Annotated in this window: 11 protein-coding genes and 1 pseudogene; 4 read left to right on the plus strand and 8 right to left on the minus strand. The window is 74.1% G+C overall.

What is annotated here, in order from left to right; all coding sequences use genetic code 11:
- Positions 1-145 precede the first annotated feature (145 nt).
- The 4 genes from ACGFQC_RS25650 to ACGFQC_RS25665 form a co-directional block, all read right to left on the minus strand.
- Positions 146-340, minus strand: a complete 195-nt coding sequence (locus ACGFQC_RS25650) for an antitoxin (protein ID WP_363092369.1) — start codon at positions 338-340, stop codon at positions 146-148.
- A 121-nt stretch (positions 341-461) separates the two neighbouring features.
- Positions 462-1,691, minus strand: coding sequence for a crotonyl-CoA carboxylase/reductase (ccrA, locus tag ACGFQC_RS25655; protein WP_363092370.1), 1,230 nt, complete (start codon positions 1,689-1,691; stop codon positions 462-464).
- Between the two features lie 70 nt (positions 1,692-1,761).
- The gene (locus tag ACGFQC_RS25660; RefSeq protein WP_363092371.1) at positions 1,762-5,586 is read right to left on the minus strand and encodes a beta-ketoacyl synthase N-terminal-like domain-containing protein; all 3,825 of its coding nucleotides are present in this window, start codon (positions 5,584-5,586) and stop codon (positions 1,762-1,764) included.
- Positions 5,579-14,461 carry an amino acid adenylation domain-containing protein gene (locus ACGFQC_RS25665; protein WP_363092372.1) on the minus strand — a complete coding sequence of 2,961 codons (8,883 nt, stop codon included), beginning with the start codon at positions 14,459-14,461 and terminating at the stop codon, positions 5,579-5,581. Before ACGFQC_RS25665 ends, ACGFQC_RS25660 begins: the two co-directional genes overlap by 8 nt.
- Positions 14,462-14,976: 515 nt before the next feature.
- On the opposite strand from ACGFQC_RS25665, the gene ACGFQC_RS25670 reads away from it, so the two are divergent.
- Together ACGFQC_RS25670 and ACGFQC_RS25675 are read left to right on the plus strand one after the other, a co-directional pair.
- Complete coding sequence (locus ACGFQC_RS25670) at positions 14,977-16,335, plus strand: protein kinase (protein ID WP_363092430.1); 1,359 nt, start codon at positions 14,977-14,979, stop codon at positions 16,333-16,335.
- Between the two features lie 60 nt (positions 16,336-16,395).
- Positions 16,396-16,914 (plus strand): RNA polymerase sigma factor, encoded by a 519-nt coding sequence (locus ACGFQC_RS25675; RefSeq protein ID WP_363092373.1) that lies wholly within the window; start codon positions 16,396-16,398, stop codon positions 16,912-16,914.
- Positions 16,915-17,102: 188 nt separating this feature from the next.
- Here ACGFQC_RS25675 and ACGFQC_RS25680 read toward each other — a convergent pair whose 3' ends face one another.
- A complete protein-coding gene (locus ACGFQC_RS25680; RefSeq protein WP_393288742.1) occupies positions 17,103-17,453 on the minus strand; it encodes a LuxR C-terminal-related transcriptional regulator in 351 nt (116 codons plus the stop codon).
- 3 nt (positions 17,454-17,456) lie between these two features.
- Positions 17,457-17,822, minus strand: a pseudogene (locus ACGFQC_RS25685) (PAS domain-containing protein); the annotation flags it as partial.
- A 765-nt stretch (positions 17,823-18,587) separates the two neighbouring features.
- On the opposite strand from ACGFQC_RS25685, the gene ACGFQC_RS25690 reads away from it, so the two are divergent.
- Positions 18,588-19,877 carry a helix-turn-helix transcriptional regulator gene (locus ACGFQC_RS25690; protein ID WP_363092375.1) on the plus strand — a complete coding sequence of 430 codons (1,290 nt, stop codon included), beginning with the start codon at positions 18,588-18,590 and terminating at the stop codon, positions 19,875-19,877.
- Between the two features lie 142 nt (positions 19,878-20,019).
- Here ACGFQC_RS25690 and ACGFQC_RS25695 read toward each other — a convergent pair whose 3' ends face one another.
- Entirely contained in the window at positions 20,020-20,664 is a 645-nt protein-coding gene (locus ACGFQC_RS25695; RefSeq protein ID WP_363092376.1) for an MBL fold metallo-hydrolase, read from the minus strand.
- Between the two features lie 199 nt (positions 20,665-20,863).
- Between ACGFQC_RS25695 and ACGFQC_RS25700 the strand changes: the two genes are divergently transcribed.
- Complete coding sequence (locus tag ACGFQC_RS25700; protein WP_363092377.1) at positions 20,864-21,298, plus strand: helix-turn-helix domain-containing protein; 435 nt, start codon at positions 20,864-20,866, stop codon at positions 21,296-21,298.
- Positions 21,299-21,439: 141 nt separating this feature from the next.
- On the opposite strand, the gene ACGFQC_RS25705 is transcribed toward ACGFQC_RS25700, so the two are convergent.
- Positions 21,440-22,243, minus strand: coding sequence for a hypothetical protein (locus tag ACGFQC_RS25705; RefSeq protein ID WP_363092378.1), 804 nt, complete (start codon positions 22,241-22,243; stop codon positions 21,440-21,442).
- Positions 22,244-22,419: the final 176 nt, after the last annotated feature.

Here is a 22,419-nt window from a genome sequence, read left to right on the forward strand (position 1 = left end):
TGCGGCTGATGTTAGTTTTTTTGCTGTTGGCGTTTGTTTGGTATGTCCTGGGCCGGCCCCCCGGACCCTGCAGGGGTTGCCTTACCGCCCAGTGGGGGGGGGCCCCGGGCCCCCCCCGCCGGGGGCCGACAGCCGAACAGGAGGGTCAGCGCTCGGTCGGACCGCCGTCCCGGTAGGTACGACGTGCCGCGTCGGCGGCCTTGTCGGTCTGGGCGTCGTACTTGTTGCCGGTCCGCTCGTCGGCCATCCGCTCGGCGCTCGTCACTCCCTTTTCGGCCTGGTCCGGGTGTCCCTTGGCCATTTCCTTGGCCTTCTTCGCCATGTCGCCCAGCTTGCCCATGGGGTACCTCCCGCGATAGCGCGTGCGTCGTACCTGGCGGCGGGTACCCCGCGGGCGGGGGGCGAATCATCCCGGATGCCCCGCGGGACGCACCCCTCGGCGGCCGCGGCCGCCGGACCCGTCACACCCGGGCGTTCACCAGCACCGCCATGTTCCCCGCCGGGTGGCGGTTGTCGTGGATGAGCTGGTGGGCCAGGCCGATCTCGTCGAAGTCGAAGGTCCGGGACAGGCAGGGGTCGACGACGCCCCGGTCGATCAGCCGGGTGATCTCCCGTGCCTCGCGGACGCCGGCGACGTGCGAGCCCTGGAGCCGCTTCTGCCGCATCCACAGGAAGCGCAGGTCCACGTCACCGTTGTAACCGGTGGTGCCGCCGCAGATGACGACCATGCCGCCGTTGTCGCACAGGTACATGGACGTGGGAATGGTGTCGGCGCCCGAGTGCTCCAGCACGATGCGCGGGCTGCGGCGCTCGCCGAGCACCTCCCAGAAGCGCCGGCCGAAGGCGCGGGCGCCGGTCAGCCAGCGGGCCGTCGCGGCCTCGTCGGAGGTATCGGGCAGTCGGCCCCAGTGGTCGAACTCCCGCCGGTCTATCCACCCCTTGGCGCCCAGCTTGAGGCAGAACTCGCCGCGTTCCTCACTGGAGACGACCGCGACCGGGATGCCGCCGACGTGCCGGACCAGCTGGATGGCGATGCAGCCCAGTCCGCCGGCGCCGCCCCAGATCAGCACCGGGTCGCCCGGGCGCACCGTGTGCGGTTCCCAGCCGAAGAGCTGGCGGTAGGCGGTGGCGGCGGTCGCCATGTAGCAGGCCGCTTCCGCCCAGGACAGCCGGGCCGGCTTGGGGTGGCACATGTAGTCGTCGACGACCGCGAACTGGGCGAAGGAGCCGTAGTTCTCCTCGTACCCCCACACCCGCTGGCTGGTGGAGTAGGCGGGATCGCCGCCCAGGCGGATGTCCTCGGCCTTCTCGTCCCACCGGCTGGCGAGGACGACGACCTCGTCGCCGAGCCTCACCCCGCGCACGTCCTCGCCGACCGCCCACACGATCCCGGACAGGTCGGAGCCGCCGATGTGGAAGTCCTCGGTGGCACCCGCCTTCTGCCGTGCGGCGATCACGTCGAGCGGCGAGCCCAGCGCCGCCCACACGTTGTTGTAGTTGATGCCGGCCGCCATCACCTTTACCAGGACCTGGCCGCGGCCGACGGGCGGGACGTCGACCACCTCGGTGCGGAAGGCGTCGGCGGGCCGACCGTAGCGCTCGCGGCGGATGAGCGAGGCGTACATCTTCTCGGGGGCGGTGCCGATCTCGGGCGCGTCGCCGAGCTCGTAGAGGTCCTTGGTCGCGGTCACGCGGAATCTCCTGAACGGTCGGGGCGTACTCGGTGGGGGTCGGGAACGGGGGTGGACGCCGTCCTGCGGCTCACGCCCGGAGTCCGCGCAGGGCCTTGCCGACCGCCTCGCCGATGCGGGCGATCGGCTCCGGCTCGGTCATCTCGTAGTGGCCGCACGGCACCTGGTGGTCGTGGAGGGTGCCGTCGACGTGCGGTCGCCAGCTGTCGGCCTTGCCGGGCAGCACCGCCAGGTCCGCCGGGAAGTCGGTGGGCTCCTGGCGGGCCGCGCTGAAGAACAGCACGTCGCCGCGGAAGACACCGGGCGCGAACTGCGGTGCGAGGCGCAGGTTGTTGCGCATGACGGCGGCGATGGCGGCCGCCTCGGCCCGCGTGACGGGCGAACTGGACGGGTCGGCCGCCAGGCCCGCGTCGATGCGGTCCAGGACGGTGTCGACGTCCGGTGGCGCGGTCCCCGGTCCGGCGGGCAGTCCGGTCACCCGCGACAGCAGCGCCGCCACCTGCCGTTCCGCCGCCCCGGGGTCGTACGTCGTGCCGTGCGGCTGCGGTGCGTCGAGCATGGCGAGGAGTTCGACCCGCTCGCCGCTCTCCTGGAGCGCGCAGGCCATGGCGTGGGCGACGAAACCGCCGTAGGACCAGCCCAGCAGCCGGTAGGGGCCCTGCGGCTGCACCTGCCGTACCAGGTCCAGGTAGGTGCCGACCATGGCGGCGGCGTCCGGTGCGGGCGGCCGGGTGCCGTCGAGGCCGACCGCCTGGATGCCGTACACGGGCTGGTCACCGCCGAGGTGGGGCAGCAGGCCCGTGTAGCGCCAGGACACTCCCGCGCCGGGGTGGAGGCAGAACAGGGGGGTGGCGGTGCCCTCCGCGCGCAGCGGCAGCAGCGGGCCCAGCGCGATGGAGGTGGTCCCCCCTGTGCCCCGGTCCGGTTCGTCGGACGCGGCGAGGATCCCGGCCACCGTGGGTGCGGCCAGCAGCTTCGCCGCCGGTACGTCGAGGACGCCGGCCTGGCGGAGCCGGCCCGCCAGCAGCACGGCGCGCATCGAGTCGCCGCCGAGGTCGAAGAAGTTGTCGTGCACGCCGATGCCGCCGATGCCGAGGGCCTCCTCCCACAGCCGGGTCACCGCCTGTTCGCGGTCGGAGCGCGGCGGCACGTGCTCGGTGGTCAGCCGGGGCCGTGGGGCGAGCGCCGGGTCCGCTTCCGCCGCGGCCGGGGTGCCGGGCGCGTCGGGGTGCGTGCGGGCACCGGGGGCGTCGATCCAGTGGCGGTGGCGTTCGAAGGCGTACGGGGGCAGCGGGACCCGTCGGGCGGTGTCCGGCGCCGGCGGGAGGGCGGTGTCCACGCCCGCGCTCCAGAGCCGGCCCAGGGCCTCCGCGAGGACGAACCCGTCGGAGGCCTCGGCCTTGGCGTGCCGCATGGTGGTCACCGTCACGGGCGCCTCGTCGGCGAGCCGCCCGCAGGCCAGCTTGGTCAGGGTGTCTCCCGGCCCGATCTCCACCAGGACGGGGTGCAGGCGGTCCCACAGGGCGGTGATGCCGTCGGCGAACCGCACGGTGTTCCTGGTGTGGTCGAGCCAGTGCCGGACGGAGGTGGCCTGCGCGTCGGTGATCCAGGTGCCGGTGACGTTGGTGACGTACGGGATCCGCGGCGGGCGCAGCGTGACCTGGCGCAGGTGGGTCTCGAAGGCCGGCAGGACCGGGTCCAGGACGTGGGAGTGGGCGGCGACGGGGATGCGCAGGCGGCGGAACGGGATGCCCCGGCGGGTGAGTTCGGCCTCGAAGCGGGCGACGGGGCCGAGGTGTCCGGCGACGGTGCAGGCGCCGGGGCCGTTGGCCGCGGCCAGGGACAGCTCGTCGTCGAGCAGGGGCCGGATGTCCTCGGCCGGGGCGGCCACGCCGACGGTGGCGCCGCCCGCGGAGGCGATGAGCCGGATGCGCTCGGTGACCAGGGGCAGCATGTCCTCCAGGTCGACGACCCCGGACAGGCAGGCCGCCGTGTACTCGCCGAGCGAGTGGCCGATGAGCGCGTCCGGACGCACGCCCTGTTCCATGAGGGTGCGGGCCAGGGCGTACTCGGTGACCACGAGGCCGAGGAACACGGCGGTGTCGTCGGGCTGCCGCTCCTCGAACAGCGTGGTGCGCAGGTCGGCGCCGAGTGCGGGCCGCAGGATGCGGGCGCACTCGTCGACGGTGTCGCGGTAGACGCCGTGGTCGCGGTACAGCTCCGCTCCCATGCCGGGGTACTGGGTGCCGCCGCCCGGCAGCAGGAACGCCACGCGGGCGGGCTCGTCGGACGGCGGCGGGGTGCCCGGTGCGGCGGTGCGCAGGGCGTCGAGGGCCTCCTCGCGGGTGGCCGCCGTGACGGTGAGGCGGTGGCGCAGTGCGGGCCGGTCGGCGCGCAGGGAGTGCGCGACGTCGTCCAGGCGCAGTTCGGGCCGCCGCTCCAGGTGCCGGGCGAGGGCTTCGGCCTGGCCGCGCAGGGCACCGGCGGTCCGCGCGGACAGCGGCAGCACCAGGCGGCGTCCGTCCGCGGGCGGGCGGACGCCGCCTGGTGCTGCCGGGGCGGTGGGCGGGGCCTCCTCCAGGATGACGTGGGCGTTGGTGCCGCCGATCCCGAAGGCGCTGACGGCGGCCCGGCGGGGCTGGTCGCCCCCGGGCCAGTCCTCCAGCGCGGTGGGCACGCGGAAGGGGCCGGAGGCGAAGTCGATGAGCGGGTTGGGCCGGTCGAAGTGCAGGCTCGGCGGGATCTGCCGGTGTTCCAGGGCCAGGACCGCCTTGATGAGCCCGGCGATGCCGGCGGCGGCGCCCAGGTGGCCGATGTTGGTCTTCACCGAGCCCAGTGCGCAGAACCCGGTCCGCCGCGTGCTCTGCCGGAACGCCTCGGTCAGCGCGGCCACCTCGATCGGGTCGCCGAGCCTGGTGGCGGTGCCGTGCGCCTCGATCAGGCCGATGGTGCCGGCGTCGACCTCCGCCTGGGCCTGCGCCGCGAGGACGACCTCGGTCTGCCCGGCGGCGCTGGGCGCGCTGAAGCCGACCTTGCGGCGGCCGTCGTTGTTGACGGCGCTGCCGCGGATGACGGCGCGGATGCGGTCGCCGTCGGCGAGGGCGTCCTCCAGGCGCTTGAGCACGACGGCTCCCACACCGTCGCCGGAGGTGGTGCCGGCGGCGTCCGCGGCGAAGGCGCGGCAGTGGCCGTCGGGCGAGAAGGGGCCGTCGGGCACGTGCCGGTAGCCCAGCGCGGCCGAGGGGTTGAGGGAGACGGCGGCGGCCAGCGCGGTGTCGCATCGGTGGTCGAGCAGGTCCTGGCAGGCGGTGTGCACGGCGACCAGCGCGGTGGAGCAGGCCGTCTGGAGCGACACGCTCGGGCCGGTGAGACCCAGCTCGTAGGAGACGCGGGTGGCGAGGGTGCCGAGGGAGTTGGCGGTGGCCGCGTGCACGAGCGCCACCGAGCCGGGCTGCCCGGCGTGGCGCGGGTACACGTGGGCGGGGTAGTAGCGGCTGTCGCCGCTGCCCGCGTACACGCCGAACGCGTCGCCCGTGCGGTCGCCGCCGAGGCAGCCGGCGTCCTCCAGGGCGTGGTAGGCCGTCTCCAGCAGCAGCCGTTGCTGGGGGTCGACCACGGCGGCCTCGGCGGGGCTGTAGCCGAAGAAGCCGGAGTCGAAGCGGTCCATGTCCTCGACGACGGAGGCCATGCGCACCAGTGAGGGGTCGTCGAGGTCGCGCGGGTCGCCGCCCGCGGCGAGGAACTCCTCGTCGGGGACGGGCCGTACCGACTCCCGGCCCGCCGCGAGGTTGTCCCAGAAGGTGTCGAGGTCGGCGGCGCCGGGGAAGCGGCCGGCCATGCCGATGACGGCGACGGCGGGGACCTGCTGCTCGTACGGTTCGGTCATCTCAGGCATGGCCTCGGTCCTTCCCTTGCCGTGCGGTACGGCGCGCGCGGGCCGCACGCTGGCGCTGTGCTTGTTCCTTGGCGCGGTCCAGGCCGCTGGGGGTGGTCCCGGAGGACCGTGGTGCCGCGGGGGCGACGGCCCGCTGCCCTGCGGACCCGGAGCCGGCCCCGGAGCCCGAGCCGGCCCCGGAGCCCGAGCCCGAGCCGGACCCGGAGCCGGAGTCAGAGCCGGCCCCGGAGCCGGACCCGGACGGTGACGACGGCTCCGCGGGCGTCCCGGTGCCGGTGCGCGTCGACAGGTGGCGGGCCAGGTCCCGCACGGTGGGGTGCGCGAACAGGTCGACGACGGAGAGGTCGGCGTCGAAGGCGCTGTTCACGGCGCTCTGGGCGGTGACGAGGAGCAGGGAGTTTCCGCCCAGGTCGAAGAAGTTCTCGTCCCGCCCGACCCGGTCACGGCCCAGTACGCCGCACCACACCTCGGCGAGCCGGCTCTCCAGCCGCCGCAGTCCCTCTCCCGGGTCCGTCCGGTCGCGGTGCTCGGTGGTGCCCGCGGAGCGCAGCGTCCAGTCGTCGCCCAGGCCGGCCGCGCGGGCGCCGTCGGCCGCCGCGCGGTACAGGGCGCCCAGGTCGGTGCCGTCGTCCAGGCCGACGCGCGCGGCCAGGCGCCGCACCTGACGGACCGGGGCCATTACGTGGCTGCGGACCCAGGGAGCGGTACGGTCGGCGCCGATCAGCAGATGCGGCTCGTCCAGGGTGCGGGCGAGGTCGAACGAGCGCAGCGCGGCGGGGACGTCGAGCAGCCGGTAGCCGCGGGCCTCGGTGAGCGCGGTGAGCCGGTAGCCGCGGCTCATGCCGTGCTCGCGCCACATGCTCCAGGCCAGGGACTGCGCGGGCAGGCCGAGGCTTCGGCGGTACTGGGCGAGGGCGTCCAGGTAGGCGTTGGCGGCGGCGTAGGCGGCGTTCATGGCACCGCCGAAGTGGCCGTTGACGGAGGAGAACGTGGTGAAGGAGACGACCGGGTGGTCGGCGGTGAGGCGGTGCAGGACCCACGCACCGCGCGCCTTCGCCGCCAGGGCCCGGCGCCAGGTGGTCGCGTCCAGGTCGCCCGCGGGACGTTCGACCAGGGTCCCGGCCAGGTGCAGGACCGATGCGAGCGGCACGCCCCAGGCGTCGGCGGCCGCGTCCACCGCGGCCCGCACCTGGCGCTCGTCGGTGACGTCGGCGCAGGCGTAGCGGACCTCGCCCAGTTCGCGCAGCCGGCGCAGGACCTCCCCGCGGGCCGGTTCTGCTTCCCGGAGGTCCAGCTCGGACTGCGGGGTGCGGCCCACGATCAGCAGCCGCGTACCGGGCGTGCGCAGCAGGTGGGCCGCGACCTCGCCGCCGACGCCACCGAGCCCTCCGGTGATCAGGGTGAAGCCGTCGCGCGCGGCCGCCCGGTCGCGGGACGGCGTGTCGGGCAGGGGTGCGAGGCGGCGTACGTGACGACGGCCGTCGCGGTACGCCACCTCCGCGCCGTCCGCGGCGACCGTCGACTCGGCCAGCAGGACGGGAAGCGGGTCCGCGCCTTCGTCCGGCGCGAGGTCGAGGTGGGCTCCGCGCAGCCAGCCGAACTCCTCGCCCAGCGACCTGAGCAGGGCGCCCGCCATGGCGTGCGTCGGGCAGGGGCGGTCCTCGGGACGCACGGCCTGGGCGCCCGTCGAGACGTGGACCAGGTCGACGGGGCGCGCCCGGCCGGGCCGGGCGGCGAGGGCGCGGGCGAGCGCGAGCAGCCGCTCCGTACCGGTCGTGTCGTACGGCGCCTGCTCCGACGCTCCGTCGCCGCGTGGGCCGTCGCCACGTGGGCCGTCGAGGTGCAGGACGGCGCCGCGCAGGCCGTCGAGGTGCAGGACGGCGTCGACCGGGCGTCGGTCGCGCTCCAACTGCCGCAGCAGCTCGGTGTAGTCGGCTTCCTCGGTGGGCCGGACGCGGTGGCGGGCCGCGTCGATCCGGGCGTACGCCGGTCCGTCGCCGACCACCGTGCACAGGCCGCCGCCGGACCGCAGCGCGTCGGCGAGCCGGTCGGCGAGTCGCTGGACCCCGGGGTCGGCGCCGGTCAGCACGAGGGTGTGCCGGCCGGCGGGGGTCGTGTGTGCGGCGGGGCGTTCCGCCCGCTGCCAGACCGGCCGCAGGAACCAGTCGGGCACGGTGGCGGCGGTGCCCAGCAGCAGCTGTGCCCTGCGGACCGCGTCGTCGAAGGCGCCCGCCTCGAAGCTCTTGCGCAGCCTGGTGCGCTGGATCTTGCCGATCTCGGTCTTGGGGATGTCGTGCGGCTCGACCGGGACGAGGAAGGCCGGGCTGACGCCGATCTCCCGGGTGACCTTGCCGGCGATCTCCCGCAGGGCCGTCGCCGTGTCGGTGTCGGAGGCGTCGGAGGCCCCGGAGGCGTCGGAGGCGAGGTGGAAGAAGAGGGCCAGTTCGTCGGTGGGCGAGGAGGGATCGGAGCGCACCGCGACCGCGGCGGTGAAACTGCGTTCCACGTGCGGCAGTTCCTCGACGCAGGCCTCGATCTCGTGGCTGTAGTGGTTGACGCCGTTGACGATGATGACGTCCTTGGCGCGGCCGGTGATGTACAGCTCGCCCTCGCGCAGGAACGCCAGGTCGCCGGTGTCGAACCAGCCGTCCCCGGTGAACGCCTCCGCGTTGGCCGCCGGGTTGTCGTGGTAGCCGCCGGTCACCGAGGTGCCGCGGACCTGGAAGCGGCCCGCCTCGCCCTCGCCGAGGACCTTGCCCCGTTCGTCGACGATCCGCATGGCGAAGCCGGGGTAGGGACGGCCGCAGCTGACGAACGCGCCCTCGTTCCCGGCGGGTTCTCCGGGCAGGACGGCGTCGGTGACCACCGAGCAGGTCTCGGACATGCCCCAGCCGGGGTGCATCACGTCCTGCGGCAGGCCGAAGGGCTTCAGCGTGTGCAGGAACCGGCGGGCGGCGGCGGCCACGACGACCTCGCCGGCGTTCATCACCAGCCGCATCGGCGACAGGTCCCAGGTGCGGTCCGCGAAGCGGTGGGACTCCTCCGCGAGGAGTCCGAAGGCGAAGTTGGGCGCCCAGGTGACGGTGACCCGGTGCCGGTCGGCCAGGTCCATCCAGCGCAGCGGGTCCTGGAGGATCCAGGAGGTGGGGGCGTGGATCTGGCGGCAGCCGAGGTAGACGTCCCGCAGGTGGAACATCACCACGCCGGTGACGTGGTCCAGCGGGATCCAGTTCAGCGAGACGTCGGTGGCGTCCAGCCCGTTCGTCTGCTCGGTGGCCGCGGAGCGGGTCAGCACGTTGCAGTGGGTGAGGCGCACCGCCTTGGGCAGGCCGGTGCTGCCGGACGTCATCAGCATCAGGATGAGGTCGTCGGGCCGGGCGGGGTGCCAGTCGTGGTCCTCCGGTGCCTCGCGCAGGGCGTCGGCGGTGGTCAGCCGCACCCCGGGCCACTCCTGTCGGGCGGCCACGTCGCGCAGCCCGGCCTCGCGGCCGGCGGAGCACACGATCCAGGGCCGGCCCAGCATCCGCCAGATGCCCTCCAGCTTCGTGAGCGCCGCCGAGGGGGTGTCGTAGGAGGCGGGGACGGTCAGCGGGACGGCGACGAAGCCGCCGAGGACGCAGCCCCACAGCACGGCGAGGAAGTCCTCGCTCACGTCGCACTGGAGGACGACCCGGTCACCGGGGCGCAGGCCCGCCCGGCGCAGGCCGGCCAGTACCCGTGAGGCTTCCGGGATCAGGGAGGCGTAGCTGCGCCGGTGTTCGCTGCCGTCGGGGTGGACGTGGACGATGTCGCCCCGGTCCAGCTCGGCGGCGCGGCGCAGGGCCTGCGCCCAGCCGGACACGGACGGCTCGGACAGCGCGGGGCCCTCGCTGAGCGCAGGGACGAAGGGTGTCGTGACGGTGCTTTCGGTGCTCGCGGCCGGGGCGGTGCCTGCCGTGCGGTCGGGCAGGCCGGCGTGGCGGCGCCCGAGTTCCGCGGGGGTGTTCTCCGCCGCGACCTCGACGGCGGTGACGCCGGGGAGGCGCGCCAGTCGTTCCCGCCAGGCCTCGGCCGCGGTGCGGTCGACGACGGGCAGGGCACGCAGCGCCCCGGTGTCGACGGCGCCGTCGGCGTCGCGGGGCAGCGCGTTGACCGCCGTGACGCGGACCGTGCCGTGGCCCGCGCGGTCCAGGGCGTCCTCGACGCGTTCTGCGGCGTCCGCCCGTCCGGGCACCACGTACAGGCACGGCGGCTCACCGTCCGCGCCGGTGAGGGCGCGGGCGTCGCGGATGCCGGGCACGGCCCGTGCCGCCTCCTCCAGCCGCGCGGTGTCGGCCGTGGCCGGGGCGGGGGTGCGGTCGGGGATCGCCGGCAGTCGCCCGAGGCGGACCCCGGGGTCGGCGCACACCGTGCGCAGGACGTCGCGCAGGGCGTGGGCGAACGCCTCGGCCGTACCGGCGTCGTACAGCTCCGTGGCGTACTCGACGTGCAGCGCGAGGCCGTCGGCACTCCCGTCGGCAGTGCGGCGTTCCAGGACGTCCACGAAGAGGTCGAACTTCGCGGTGCCGGTGGCGGTCGGTCGCAACTCGGTCCGTCGGCCGTCCAGTTCGAGTACGGCGGGTTCGTTGTTCTGCAGGGCCAGCATCACCTGGAAGAGGGGGTGCCGCCCGCTCCTGCGGGGCGGGTTGAGTTCGTCGACGAGCCGGTCGAAGGGCAGGTCCTGGTGGTCGAGGGCGGCCAGGTCGGCCGTGCGCAGGCGGGCGAGGAGGTCGCGGAAGGCGGGGTCGCCGGAGGTGTCGGCCCGCAGGACCAGGGTGTTGGTGATCAGGCCGACGAGGTGGTCGAGGGCGGGTTCGGTGCGGCCGGCGACCGGGGTTCCCAGGACGATGTCCTCGCCGGCGCCGCAGCGCGTGAGCAGGGCGCCGACGGCGGCGTGCAGCACCATGAACAGGCTGGTGTTCTCGCGGTCGGCCAGGCTCAGCAGGCCGCGGTGGACGGCGGCGTCCACGACGGTCTCGACGTGCGCGCCGCCGCCGCGCGGCGCGGCGGGACGCGGGCGGTCGGCGGGGAGGGTGCACTCCTCGGGCGCCGCGTCCAGCGCGGTGCGCCAGTGGGCGGTGAGCCGCTCCAGCCGGCCCGTCCCGTCCGGTTCGGGCGCCAGCAGGGCGCGCTGCCACAGCGCGTAGTCGGCGTACTGCACCGGCAGCGGGGCCCACTGCGGCTCCCGGCCGGCGCGGCGGGCGGCGTACGCGGTGCCGAGGTCGTCGGCGAAGGGCCGCAGCGACCAGCCGTCGGCCGCGCTGTGGTGCAGCACGAGCAGCAGGGTCCGGTCGGTGCCGGTGCCCAGCAGCCAGGCGGCCAGCGGGCTCTGCGCGGTCAGGTCGAAGCGGTGCCGCAGCGCGGCGGTGACGTGGGCGGCGGTCTCGGCGGCGGGGCAGTCGACGCGGTGCAGCGGCGGCCGCAGCCCGCCGGGCGGCACGATCCGCTGGTACGGCGCTCCGTCGTGCTCGGCGACCACCGTGCGCAGGCTCTCGTGGCGGTCGGCCAGGTCGCCGAGGGCCGCCTGGAGCGCCTCGGCGTCGAGGTCGGCGTCCAGGGGGACGAGGAGCGGGATGTTGTAGGTGGCCGCTCCGTCGTCGAGCCGGTTGAGGAACCACATGCGTTCCTGGGCGAAGGACAGCGGTACGCGCTCCGGGCGTACGGCGTCGCCGAGGGCGGGCCGCGGCAGGGCGGCGGCGGGCCGTGCGGCCAGCCGGTGGGCGAGGGCGGCCGGGGTCGGCGTCTCGAACAGGGCCGTGATGGGGATCTCGGCGCCCGTCCCGTGCCGCAGGCGGGCCAGCAGGCGGGTGGCGAGCAGGGAGTCGCCGCCGAGGTCGAAGAAGTTCGCGTCGACGCCCACGGTGTCCCGGGGCAGTTTCAGGACGTCCTCGAACAGCGAGCAGACGAGGGCCTGCCGGGGCGTCCCGGGGCGGGTGCCGGACGCCTCGGTGGTGAAGTCCGGGGCGGGCAGGGCCTGGACGTCGAGCTTGCCGTTGGCGGTGAGCGGCAGGGTGTCCAGGGGGACGCAGGCGGCCGGGACCATGTACTCGGGCAGGCGGGCGGCGGCGTGGGCGCGCAGTTCGGCGGGGCTCGCCGGTGCGTCGTCCGCCGCCACCGTGTAGGCGACGAGCTGCCGGGCGCCGTTGTCGGCGCGGCGGACCACGACGGCGGCCCGGGCGACGCGCGGGTGGGCGGCGAGGACCGCCTCGATCTCGCCCGGCTCGACGCGGAAGCCCCTCAACTGCACCTGCGCGTCGGCCCGGCCGAGGTAGTCGAGGGTGCCGTCGGGGCGGCGCCGCGCCAGGTCGCCCGAGCGGTACATGCGGGTACCGGGCGGGCCGTGGGGGTCGTCGAGGAAGCGTTCTGCGGTCAGCTCGGGCCGGTTCAGGTACCCGGCGGCCACGCCGGCGCCGGAGACGTACATCTCGCCGGTCGCACCGGGCGGCACCGGGCGGCCCTCGGGGTCCAGCAGGTGGACGCGCAGGTCGGCGAGCGGGGTGCCGACGACGTTGCCGCGGCGCGGGTCGTCCAGATCGGCCCGGGTGAGGCGGTGGTGGGTGACGTGCACGGTGGTCTCGGTGATGCCGTACATGTTCACCAGCTCCGGGCGGTCCAGGCCGTGCCGGTCGGCCCAGGGGCGCAGGGCCGCCGGGCGCAGGGCCTCGCCGCCGAAGACGACGTACCGCAACGCCCCGGCGTCGCCGTCGCGTTCGCGGTCGGCGTCGATCAGCTGCTCGAACGCGGACGGCGTCTGGTTGAGGACGGTCACGCCCTCCCGGTGCAGCAGCTCCAGGAAGTCCTTCGGCGAGCGGCTGACGGCGTACGGGACGACGACGAGCCGGCCACCGTGCAGCAGGGCGCCCCACATCTCCCAGACCGAGAAGTCGAAGGCGTAGGAGTGGAACAGCGTCCACACGTCGTCCGCGCCGAAGTCGAAGTGCTCGGCCGCGGCGGCGAACAGCCGCACGACGTTCGCGTGCGGCACGGGCACGCCCTTGGGGCGGCCGGTGGAGCCGGAGGTGTGGATGACGTAGGCGATGTCGGACGGGCTCGTGCGCCCGTGCCGGTCGGCGTCGGTGAGGTCGGCGGCGGACCGGCGGGCGAGGTCGGCGGCGGTCTCCGGGTCGTCCAGGAGGACGGCGGGAACCGTGTCCTGGGCCAGGTCGGCGTGGGCGTGCTCGGTGACGAGGGCGACGGGGGCGGTGTCCTCGACGACCAGTCGCAGCCGCTCGGCCGGATGGCCTGGGTCCAGGGGGAGGTGGGCCGCGCCCGTCTTGAGGACGGCCAGCAGCGCCGGCAGCAGCCGGGGGCCGCGCTCCAGGGCGAGTGCCACCACCCGGCCGGGGCCCGCGCCGCGTTCGGTCAGCAGCCGGGCCAGCCGGTTGGCCTCGGCGTTCAGCCCGGCGTACGTGAGGTGTTCGTCCCCGCAGGTGACGGCGGTCCGCCCGGGCACGCGTGCCGCCTGCTCCTCGAACAGTTCCGTCAGGGTCCGCTCGACGGGGTAGGCGCGTACGGGGGTGTCGCGAGGGTGCTCGCCCGGCAGCAGGACGTCCAGGTCCCGCAGCGGCGTGGCCGGCCCGGCCTCGGCCAGTCGGCGCAGCACCGTGAGGAACCGGTCGCGGTGCAGGGCGAGTTCGTCCTCCTCGTACAGGGCGGGGTTGGCGTCGAAGGCGAGCCACACGGCGCCGGTGCGTGCCCCGGGCCGTACGGAGATCTGGAGGTCGTCGACGGCGCCGCCGGACAGGTGGTGCCAGGTGGTGGGCCGGCCGCCGAAGACCGGGGACTCGTCGAAGGGGACGATGTTCAGGACCGGCCCGTACAGCCGGCGTCCGGTGCCCAGCAGGCCCAGGTCGCGGCGCAGGAACTCGCCGCGGTACTGCTGGTGCCGGCGCAGGGCCTTCAGTTCGTCCGCGACCGCGCGCACCAGCGCCGCGACGGGCGTGCCGGGGGCGGCCGCCACCCGCAGCGGAAGGACGTCGGAGGCGGTGCCGGGGGTGCGCAGGGCGGCGCTGCCGAGCCGGCTCATCGTCGCCAGACCGAGTACCAGGTCCTCCGCGCCGGTCATCCGGTGCAGGTACGCGGCGGTGGCGGCGGTCAGCAGGTCGGTGCGCGAGACGCCGAGGCGGGCCGCCGCCGTGTCGAGGGCGGCGGCCTCTGCGGGCTCCAGCTCGGCGGTGCGGCGCAGGAAGGGGGCGGTGGGGGCGGCCGTCCGGGAGGTGAGCCGGGCGGGCTCCGGCAGCCCGGCCAGGCGCCGCGCCCAGTGGGTGCGGTCGCGGACGTACCGCTCGGAGCCCCGGTAGGCCTCCTCCTCCGCCCGGAGCCGGCTCACCGGCTCGAACCCGCAGGGGTCGGGCTCGCGCCCTTCGGCCAGGGCGTTGTACGTCTGGGCCAGGCGGCGTCCGAGGAGCTTGTAGCTGTAGCCGTCGAGCAGGATGTGATGGGCCCTCAGCAGCCAGATGAAGCGGTCGGGGGCCAGGGTCAGCAGGGTGTGCGAGAACAGCGGGCCCTTCTCCGTGTCCACGGGGGTGGCCAGGTCGGTGCGGATGCAGGCCCAGGCGGCGTCCTCGGGGTCCTCGGCGCCGCTGACGTCGACCCGGTGCAGGCTCCAGTCGGCCGCGTCCGGGGCGGGGTGGCAGCGAGGGCCGTCGTCGGTGTCCACGAAGCGCAGGGCGAAGGTGTCGGCCTCGCCGACGGTGCGCCGCAGCGCGGCCTCGAACAGGCCGGTGTCCAGGTGCCCGTGGATCTCCACCGCTTCCGCGGTGTTGTACGCGGCGCTGTCCGGCGCGAGCCGCCCGGCGTACCAGAGGCCCTCCTGGGCCCCGGACAGCGGTCGGCGGTCGTCCTCCTGCAGTGACATGGCACAACCCTCACGTGACGAGCCGTAATGTCCCGGACGGGCGAAGGCCCGGCCGGATAGGACGGGTGCGGCCACCGCTCCGTGCCGCCCTCGCGTGCGGGTACGCGCCGGGCGGGCTCACGGGGCGGAAAAGGGAGGTCGCACACCAGGGGCGGGGAAATGGGTGTCGGGTGTCGCCCGACCCCGGTTCCACTGGACCTCACGGTGGGACACCGGGCCCGACCGGGTCAAGCCGAGACCGCTCCCCCGGGCCTCGATTCAGGTGTTTCCCTAATGACCGCGATGCGAGGGAGTCCGCCGGCCGAGTCAACTTTTAGGGAAAACACGCGACTTCGCCGCGCACCGCGTTCCCGTGTGGATTCCGCCGCGCTTCCCGGTGCACTCTCGGGGGACTCCCGTTCCCGCGGACAGCCGGCGGTGACAGGCCGTTCCCGGGCCGTGGACAGATGAGCCGTGGACACATGAAACGAACGATGTGGACACACGAAATGAACGACGGAAAGAAGGCTGACGGCATGCACCGTGCGCTGTGTCCGGTCGAGTCGCTCTACGTGGGCCAGAGAAGCAGGGCCGTACTGTCCTGCTCCCTGCGCGGACCCGTCGACGTCGAGGCCCTGTCGGCCGCGTTCGACGCGATGACGCGGGCGAATCCGACGCTCCGCTCCCGCATCGTCGAGGAGGGCACGGGCCACTCGCTGCGCCTGCTCGACGAGGACGAGCGGCCCCGCCTGGTCACCCGTACCGGCGCCGAGGACGAGGCCTACGCGGCGGAGCTGAACGACCCCCTGCCCGTCGGGGGGCCGCTGAGCCGCGCCGTCCTGGTCAGCGCGCCGGACGGCGGGAGCCACCTGTTCGTCCTGGTGGTCGACCACACCGTCACGGACGGCCACAGCGGCATCGCGCTGCACAACGCGCTGTGGGACCGCTACCGGGAGCTGGTCGAAGGCGAGCACGGCGTCGAGGCCTCCGGGTCCGACACGCCCCGGTGGCCGCAGCCCGTCAGCCGGCTGCTGCCCGCGGCCGACGACGCCGACACGGCCGAGTACCTCGACGGCCGTGTCGAGGAGGCGAGGCGGCACCCGGTCGAACTGGTGCCGTACGACGTGCGGCGGCCGTCCACGACCGGCCGGGCGGTCGGCGAAGGCGGAGGTGGGGGCGCGGGCGGGGGCGGGGAAGGGCACATCGAGGTCCGCCGGCTGACCCTGGACGCGGAACTCACCACGCGCCTGCGCCACGCGGCACGCGCGGGCGGCGTCTCGGTGCACGCGCTGATCGCCGCGGCACTGCTGACCACGGCCAGGCGGCGTCTGGACGGCGACGGCGCCCGCACGCTCGGCTGCCTCTCCCCCGTCGACCTGCGCTCCCGGCTCTCCCCGCCGCTGCCCGCGTCCGACATGGTGCCCGCGGTCACCACCCACCTCCAGACCCTCGAGGTGTCCGGGACCTCGGACCCCCTGGACCTGGCACGTACCGTCCACGCCCGGCTGGGTGACTTCATCTCGCGCGGTGACCACTTCCACGAGATGCGCATCACGCCGGAGATCCCCCGGAACCCCCTGCTGCAACTCGCCACGGTGATCGTCACCAACATGGGCGTGGTCCCGGGCCCACGGCTGCCGAGTGGACTGGAGGCCGTCGACGTCCGGCTGGTGCCGGCCCGCGAACAGTACTTCCCGCAGGCGGGACGCAGTCCCGTCATGGCGTGCGTGGTCTCCTTCGAGGGCCGGCTCGCCATCGAGTTCCCGCACCACACCGCCTGCTTCAGCCCGTCCTTCATGCGGGCGTTCCGCGACGACGTACGGGGCGGCCTCCTCGGCCTGCTCGGCCCGGCGGGTGCGGCGGAGACCGAGTCCGCCCGCGTGGCCACGGGCTGAGCACCGCCCCTTCCGCTCACTCACCCGCCGACCCGGCGCCGTAAGGAGCCCCACCCCGACATGACCACCGTGAGCGAACTCCCCTCCCCCCTGACACTGCTCCCCCGCGCCCAGTCGGGCGACGAGCACGCCATGAACGGCCTGCTGACCGCCATCACGCCCTACGTCGTACGCATCTGCCGTTCCATCACCCACGACGACGGCGCCGACGCCGCGCAGGAGGCGCTGCTCGCCGTCTACCGCGGCCTGGGCACCCTGCGTGAGCCGGCGGCGTTCTACGGCTGGGTGCGCTCGGTGACGATCCGCGAGGCGGTCCGCGTCGCCAAGCGCAGCGGCGAGGAACGGACCTGCTCGCACCTGGAGTCGCGGCAGGAGACGAACCCGCTGGACGCCGTGCACATCAGCGACGTGCTGGAACGCCTGTCCCGGGCGCACCGGCAGGTCCTCACCCTGCGTGCCTACGGCCTGAACGAGGAGGAGATGGCCGAGGTCCTCTCCCTGCCCGTGGGCACCGTCCGCTCCCGCCTCTTCCGTGCCCGCCGCCGTTTCCAGGAGGCGTGGCAGCCCTCGGCGGCATGAGGCGGACGCCCACGGCCGCCGGGGGCGGCGTCCGGCACGGCGAGGGCTGTACCCGTACGACGGCCGGCGGTGGCCGCCCGTACGACGGCGACCGTGGCGGTGCCCCTGCGACGGCGGCCGTGGCGGTGGACACCGTCACGGCCGCCGCCCGGGGAGCCCGGCAGGAGTCGGCGAACCGCCGCTCCCGCCTACTTCACGCGTTCGGGCAGGACGCGCGGCGGCCATTGGCCGACGGCGAACATCCCGAGCGCGTGCGCACGCGCCACCAGGGCCGGGCGGTTGGGCGCGTCGAACCTGCGCAGCATCTGCCCGACGCGGTACTCGATTCCCTGACGGCTCAGATAGAGACGGGAGGCCAACTGCACCGTGGACTCACCACTGGCCACTCCCTCCAGGACCTGTGCGTCGAGGGCGCTGAGCACGGGTCCGCCGGGGGGCGCCGGCTCATGGTCCTTCTCCGGCCGCTGCGTGTCCTCTGGGCGGCGCAGAAGGACGAGGAGAGTGGCGACTTCACCTGAAGGCCTGTTGACGGCGGTCACGGTGATCTCCGCGGAAAAGGAGCGGCCGGTTTCGTCCCGGCCGGTGACCCTTTCCGTGAATCGCCTGCGCCGCCCCGAGGAAAGCGCGGCGAACTGTTCTCGCAGCCGCGCGGGAACGGGCGTGCGGAGAAGGTCGAGAAGGCCCGCCCCGCGTATCTCGCGAACGCTCAGACCGAATTGGCGGGCGAATTCGGAATCCGCCGCCCTGACGGCCAGGTCACCGGGGGACGCGTGGGCCGTGCAGATGTCCGATGACGCGTCATCACGCGGTGTACCGCTCCCGGTGATGCCGCGGTGGGTGCGTGGAGCCGTTCGGGTGGCTCGGTTCTCGTTGCGGGGCGAAGCGTCGGGGAAACTCGTGGTCGCCACGGACGTACCGTCCTTCTTCCTGCGCGTGGGGGCTGGGAAGGGTTGTTGTCGCGGAACTGACCGGGTGCGCCGCTGCCTGGGTGTCGGCGGGCGTCCCGTGACGGCGCGCCACCTCGTCGGCGGCCGGGAGCCGGGTGTTCCGCGTTGCCCCGGACCGTCCGGCGGCGGGCGCCGGGCTCCCGGGGCGGATCAGGAGCAGAGGTGCCGGCACCGGGAGGGCCGACACCTGGATAACGTTGTCAGGGCCATTCGATCTCGCCACTCGGCCCTGCGGGAAGGCCGTCCGGCGCAGAGGGCGGGGCCGGGCCGGCGGCGCCGGGACCCAGGGGGTCGAACGCCTGGTACGCCGGGTCGGTCACGGTCCCCGCGGGACCGGCGGCCACGACCAGCCGGACGATCGGCCTTCGCGACGAGCCCGGTCGGGCGTGACGCAGCACGAATTACCTCCACGAGACGAGTAGGGGAATCGCATCAGGACGGCAGGTTGGAGACTAAGGGGGCGGCAACCGCCTTGACAAGGTTTGCCAAGCGAACCGGACAACCTGTCAACTCCCTTGCACATGGCGTGTTTTCGGTACGCGTGACCACCGGCCGCAGGGCCGGGCGCCGGAGGGCCGGCGCCCGCCCTGAGCAGCGAGATTGACATGCACAAAACGACTTGCCCACCTTCCTGGCGCTTCCTAGAGTGTTGACAACTCCATCCGCGCGAGCGGGCGGTCCGGGACGAAAGTCCTGCCGACCGCACCAACGGACCAGAGGGGAGAGATGCTCGAACAGCCGTATTTCGGCCGTCGGCTGAGGAGACTCCGGCTCGAACGGGGTATGAGCCAGGCCAACTTGGTCGGCGAGGGCCTGTCGACGGGCTACCTGTCACGTCTGGAGTCGGGTGAACGGCGCCCCACCGAACGCGCCGTGGCCTATCTCGCCCAGCGTCTCGGCGTCGACGCGTCCGCGCTGACCGGGCCTTCGGACGGCAGGTCCCTGACCGCGGTGCTGGCCGCCGTGACGTCGGCGCCGCCCGGCATGGACGACACCGCGGCCCTGAGCCGCGCGGTCGAGGAGGACGCCGGCGACGATCCCGCCGCCCGCTGGCAGGCCCTGTGGCTGCTGAGCCGCGCCGCCGGCCGTGACGGCGACTGCGAGCGGGAGCGCGTGCAGCTGCTGGAACTCATCAAGTTGAGCGAGCTGTTGGAGGCCGCGGACCTCCGGGCGCGGTCACTCGTCCAGTACGCCCGCTGCACCCGTGCCCTGGGTGACGTGCGGGCAGCGGAACCGGCGGCCGTGGAGGCGCTGTCCATCGCCCGCGCCGAGGGGCTGTCGGTGGCCGACACCATGTCCGCCGTGATGGTGCTGATCAGCATCGAGACGGAACTCGGCAGGCTCGAAGCGGCCGGACGGCACGTCGACGAGCTGGAGCGGGACCTGCTGCCCGAGGCCGCGCCGGCCCTGGCGGCCGAGGCACTGTGGACGGCCGCCATGGTCAGCAACCGCCAGGGCGACCACGCGGCCGCCCAGACCAGGCTGGAAACGGCCCTGGACCTGCTCCACTGCAAGGACGACCTGATCCTGTGGACCCGCCTGCGGGCCGCCGCCACCGCCGCCGCGCTGCAGATGTCACCGCCCCGGGTGGCCGCCGCCGACCGCTGGCTGGGCGAGGCCGCGGGTGTCCTCGGTCTGATCGGCACTCCCCTGCAGGTACAGGAACTGCGAGCACTTCAGGCCCACCTCGCCTTCCACAAGGGCCGGTTGGACGACGCCCGCGTTCTCAGTCACGCCCTGTTGTCCGAGGAGGACCTGCGTCTGTCCTACCGCGACCGGGTACGGCTGTCGGTCCTCGACGGCCGGCTGATGATCCTGGCGGGCCGTGTCGACGAGGGCATAGCGGTCCTGCAACGGCTCGGCCGGCAGGCGACGGAGTCGAAGAACCTGGACCTGGCAGCCCACGTCTGGCAGTCCCTCGCCACCACCCTGGCCGACGTCCGCTCCCCGCAGGCACCGACAGGCACGCCGGCTCAGGGGCACTCAGGCGCCGGCCGCCCGGAGCCGGGCGGGTGAGACAGCGCGGCGGCCGGCGGGTCGCCGCCGGCCCGCACACCCGGACCGGCGGCGCGGTTCCCCGTGCCGCCGACACGGGCCGCGACGCGGCCGTCGCCTCTTCGCGGGGTCGTGAACTGCCGGCGGTCGAGTGCGCACGGGTTCACAGCCGGACGGTGGTGCCGGGCTCCGGACGGTCGATCCGGACACCGGTCAGACCCTGCTCCCCCAGGAGGGCCGCGGTGGACTGCCGGCCGAGGTCGCTGAGCATGAGTTCGTGGATCTGGACGACGCGCTCGGGGGCGACCGCGCGGACGTAGTCGGCGGCCTCGCCGAGCTTGGTCCAGGGACCGCTGGTCGGCAGCAGGAGGGTGCGTACGGGAACGCCGGGCGCGAAGTAGGCGTCACCGGGGTGGTAGAGGGCGCCGTCGTCGAGGAGGTAGCCGACGTTGTCGGGGCAGGGGATGTCGGCGTGGATCGGCGCGTGCCGGTGGCCGTGAACGGTGGCGGTGAGGGAACCGACGGTGACGGTGTCGCCCGCGGCGACGGCGTGGACGCGGTCGCTCCGGCCGCCGAGGGCGGTCACGACGGCAGCGGTGCCGTAGACGTGCAGGTCGGGCTGGGCTTCGAGGGCGGCGGCGACGAGTGCGGAGTCGAAGTGGTCGAAGTGGTCATGGGTGATCAGGACGGCGTGCGCCCGGGCGACGGCCTGCGCCGCGTCCGGGGTGAACGTGCCGGGATCGATGACCAGACGAGTGCCGTCCTTCTCGAGGGTGACACAGGCATGAGCGTGCTTGGTGAGCTTCACCGCGAGTCCTCTCGACAGCTATTCATGTACCTTAACTGTACACATTGGCTGTAGATAATGTCGTCGGGGCCGGGTCCGCGCCCCCGGTCCAGCAACCCCACCACCCATGCAACCCGCCACCCGGCCGACCACCCCACCGCCGCCGAGCCGTACACCCAGGGTGTACAGCTCGGTTGACCAGGATGAGTAGGCTGGCGCCATGGACGACGATCAGCTGGCCGAAGAACTTCGCCTGGCCATCGGACAGCTCGTACGCACGGTGCGCACCGCCGACACGATGCCCCCCGGTGAGGCCGCCGTCCTCGGCCACCTGGACCGCAGCGGCCCGCTGACCACCGCCGACGTCGCGCAACAGCGGGGCGTCAGCCACCAGTCGGCCGCCAAGGCGGTCAAGGAACTCCTCGGCCGGGGCCTCGTGCGCGCCGAGGCCCACCCCAGTGACGGGCGCAAGCTTCTGCTCCACCTCACACCGGCGGGAAGCGACCGTCTGGCCGAGGAGCGCCGAAGGCGCGCGGACTGGCTCGGCACGGCGATCACCGAAGCACTCGGCCCCGGCGAGCGGGAGACGCTCGCGGCCGCGGTGCCCCTGCTGGCACGCCTGGACGCGTACTTGAAGATCAGGTCGCGCACTTGAAGATCAAGCAGGAAGAACGCGACCCGGGTGCGACCGGGGAAGACGCAGGAGGCCCCGGTCTCGGCCGGATCGCCGGAACCCCGGTCCGTCCCGCGCGGACTCGAGCCCCGTGGGACGGACCGGGGGTTCGACACGCGGTGACTACTTGAGCGCCACCGCGTCGCCGACCGACACGATCCGGGCGGTCGTGGTCGTGCCGGGGAAGTACCAGCGCCAGCTGCCCGCAGAGGTGACGGTCACCTTGGTGCTGAGCTGTCCGGAGCTGCCCGTCCGCACGGTCCTGACCGTGCTGTAGTGGGCGGCGCCGGCCTTGCGGTACTGGAGTTTCACGTCCTGTCCGGCGAACCCCTGGTACTTCCGGTTCTCCCAGTTCGCCCGCGACAGCTTGCCGGTGACCGTGAGCTTCGCGCCCTTGGCGACCGGCTCGGGGGCCGCGTCCGTCGTCAGCTTCGAGTCCCGCTTCACCTTGTACGCGGCGAGGGAGTCGGAGATGCGGTAGTCCCCGTCGTTCGCCTTGACGGTGGCGTTCACCGTCCAGAGCCCGGCGACCCTGTTGGAGTCGATGTCGTCACTGGCCGCGATCCACGCCGGATCCACCGACATGGTCGCCGTGCACACCGACGTCGTCGAGGACTTCTTCTTGCACGTCGTCCCCGTCCAGCTGAAGAAACCGTAGAGGTTGGAGCGGTTGAACGTGCTGACGCGGGTGAGCCCCTTCACCCCCGAGTTGTCCCTGACGGTGATGGCGATCGGGAAAGTCACCTTCTGCGCCGTGCCCACCGTGACGTCGGCCCCGCCGTTGACGACGGCCGACACCACGCGAACGTCACCGCGCCCCTCGGCGTGGGCTCCCGTCGCCGTCGACAACACGAGGGCCACCGCCCCGCACGCCGCCGCCCAGCCGCTTCTTCGCCTCCTTCGCCCGAAATGTGTTCTGTCGTGCATGGCCCTCCCCTGGTAAGTCGGCCGTGAGGCCGGTCGACGCTCCCGCAGGCTACACAAGGGTTCCGCCAACACACCGCGCTTTGCGCCCGGTTCGCGGGCAGCCTCGCGGGAGCCGCGACGGCCCGTGCGGACCTTGACTCCCGGCCTCGACTCCTGACCGCGGCAGCCGTCCGGCC

Source organism: Streptomyces sp. NPDC048734 (assembly GCF_043198675.1).
In the GTDB taxonomy this organism is placed as follows: Bacteria; Actinomycetota; Actinomycetes; order Streptomycetales; family Streptomycetaceae; genus Streptomyces.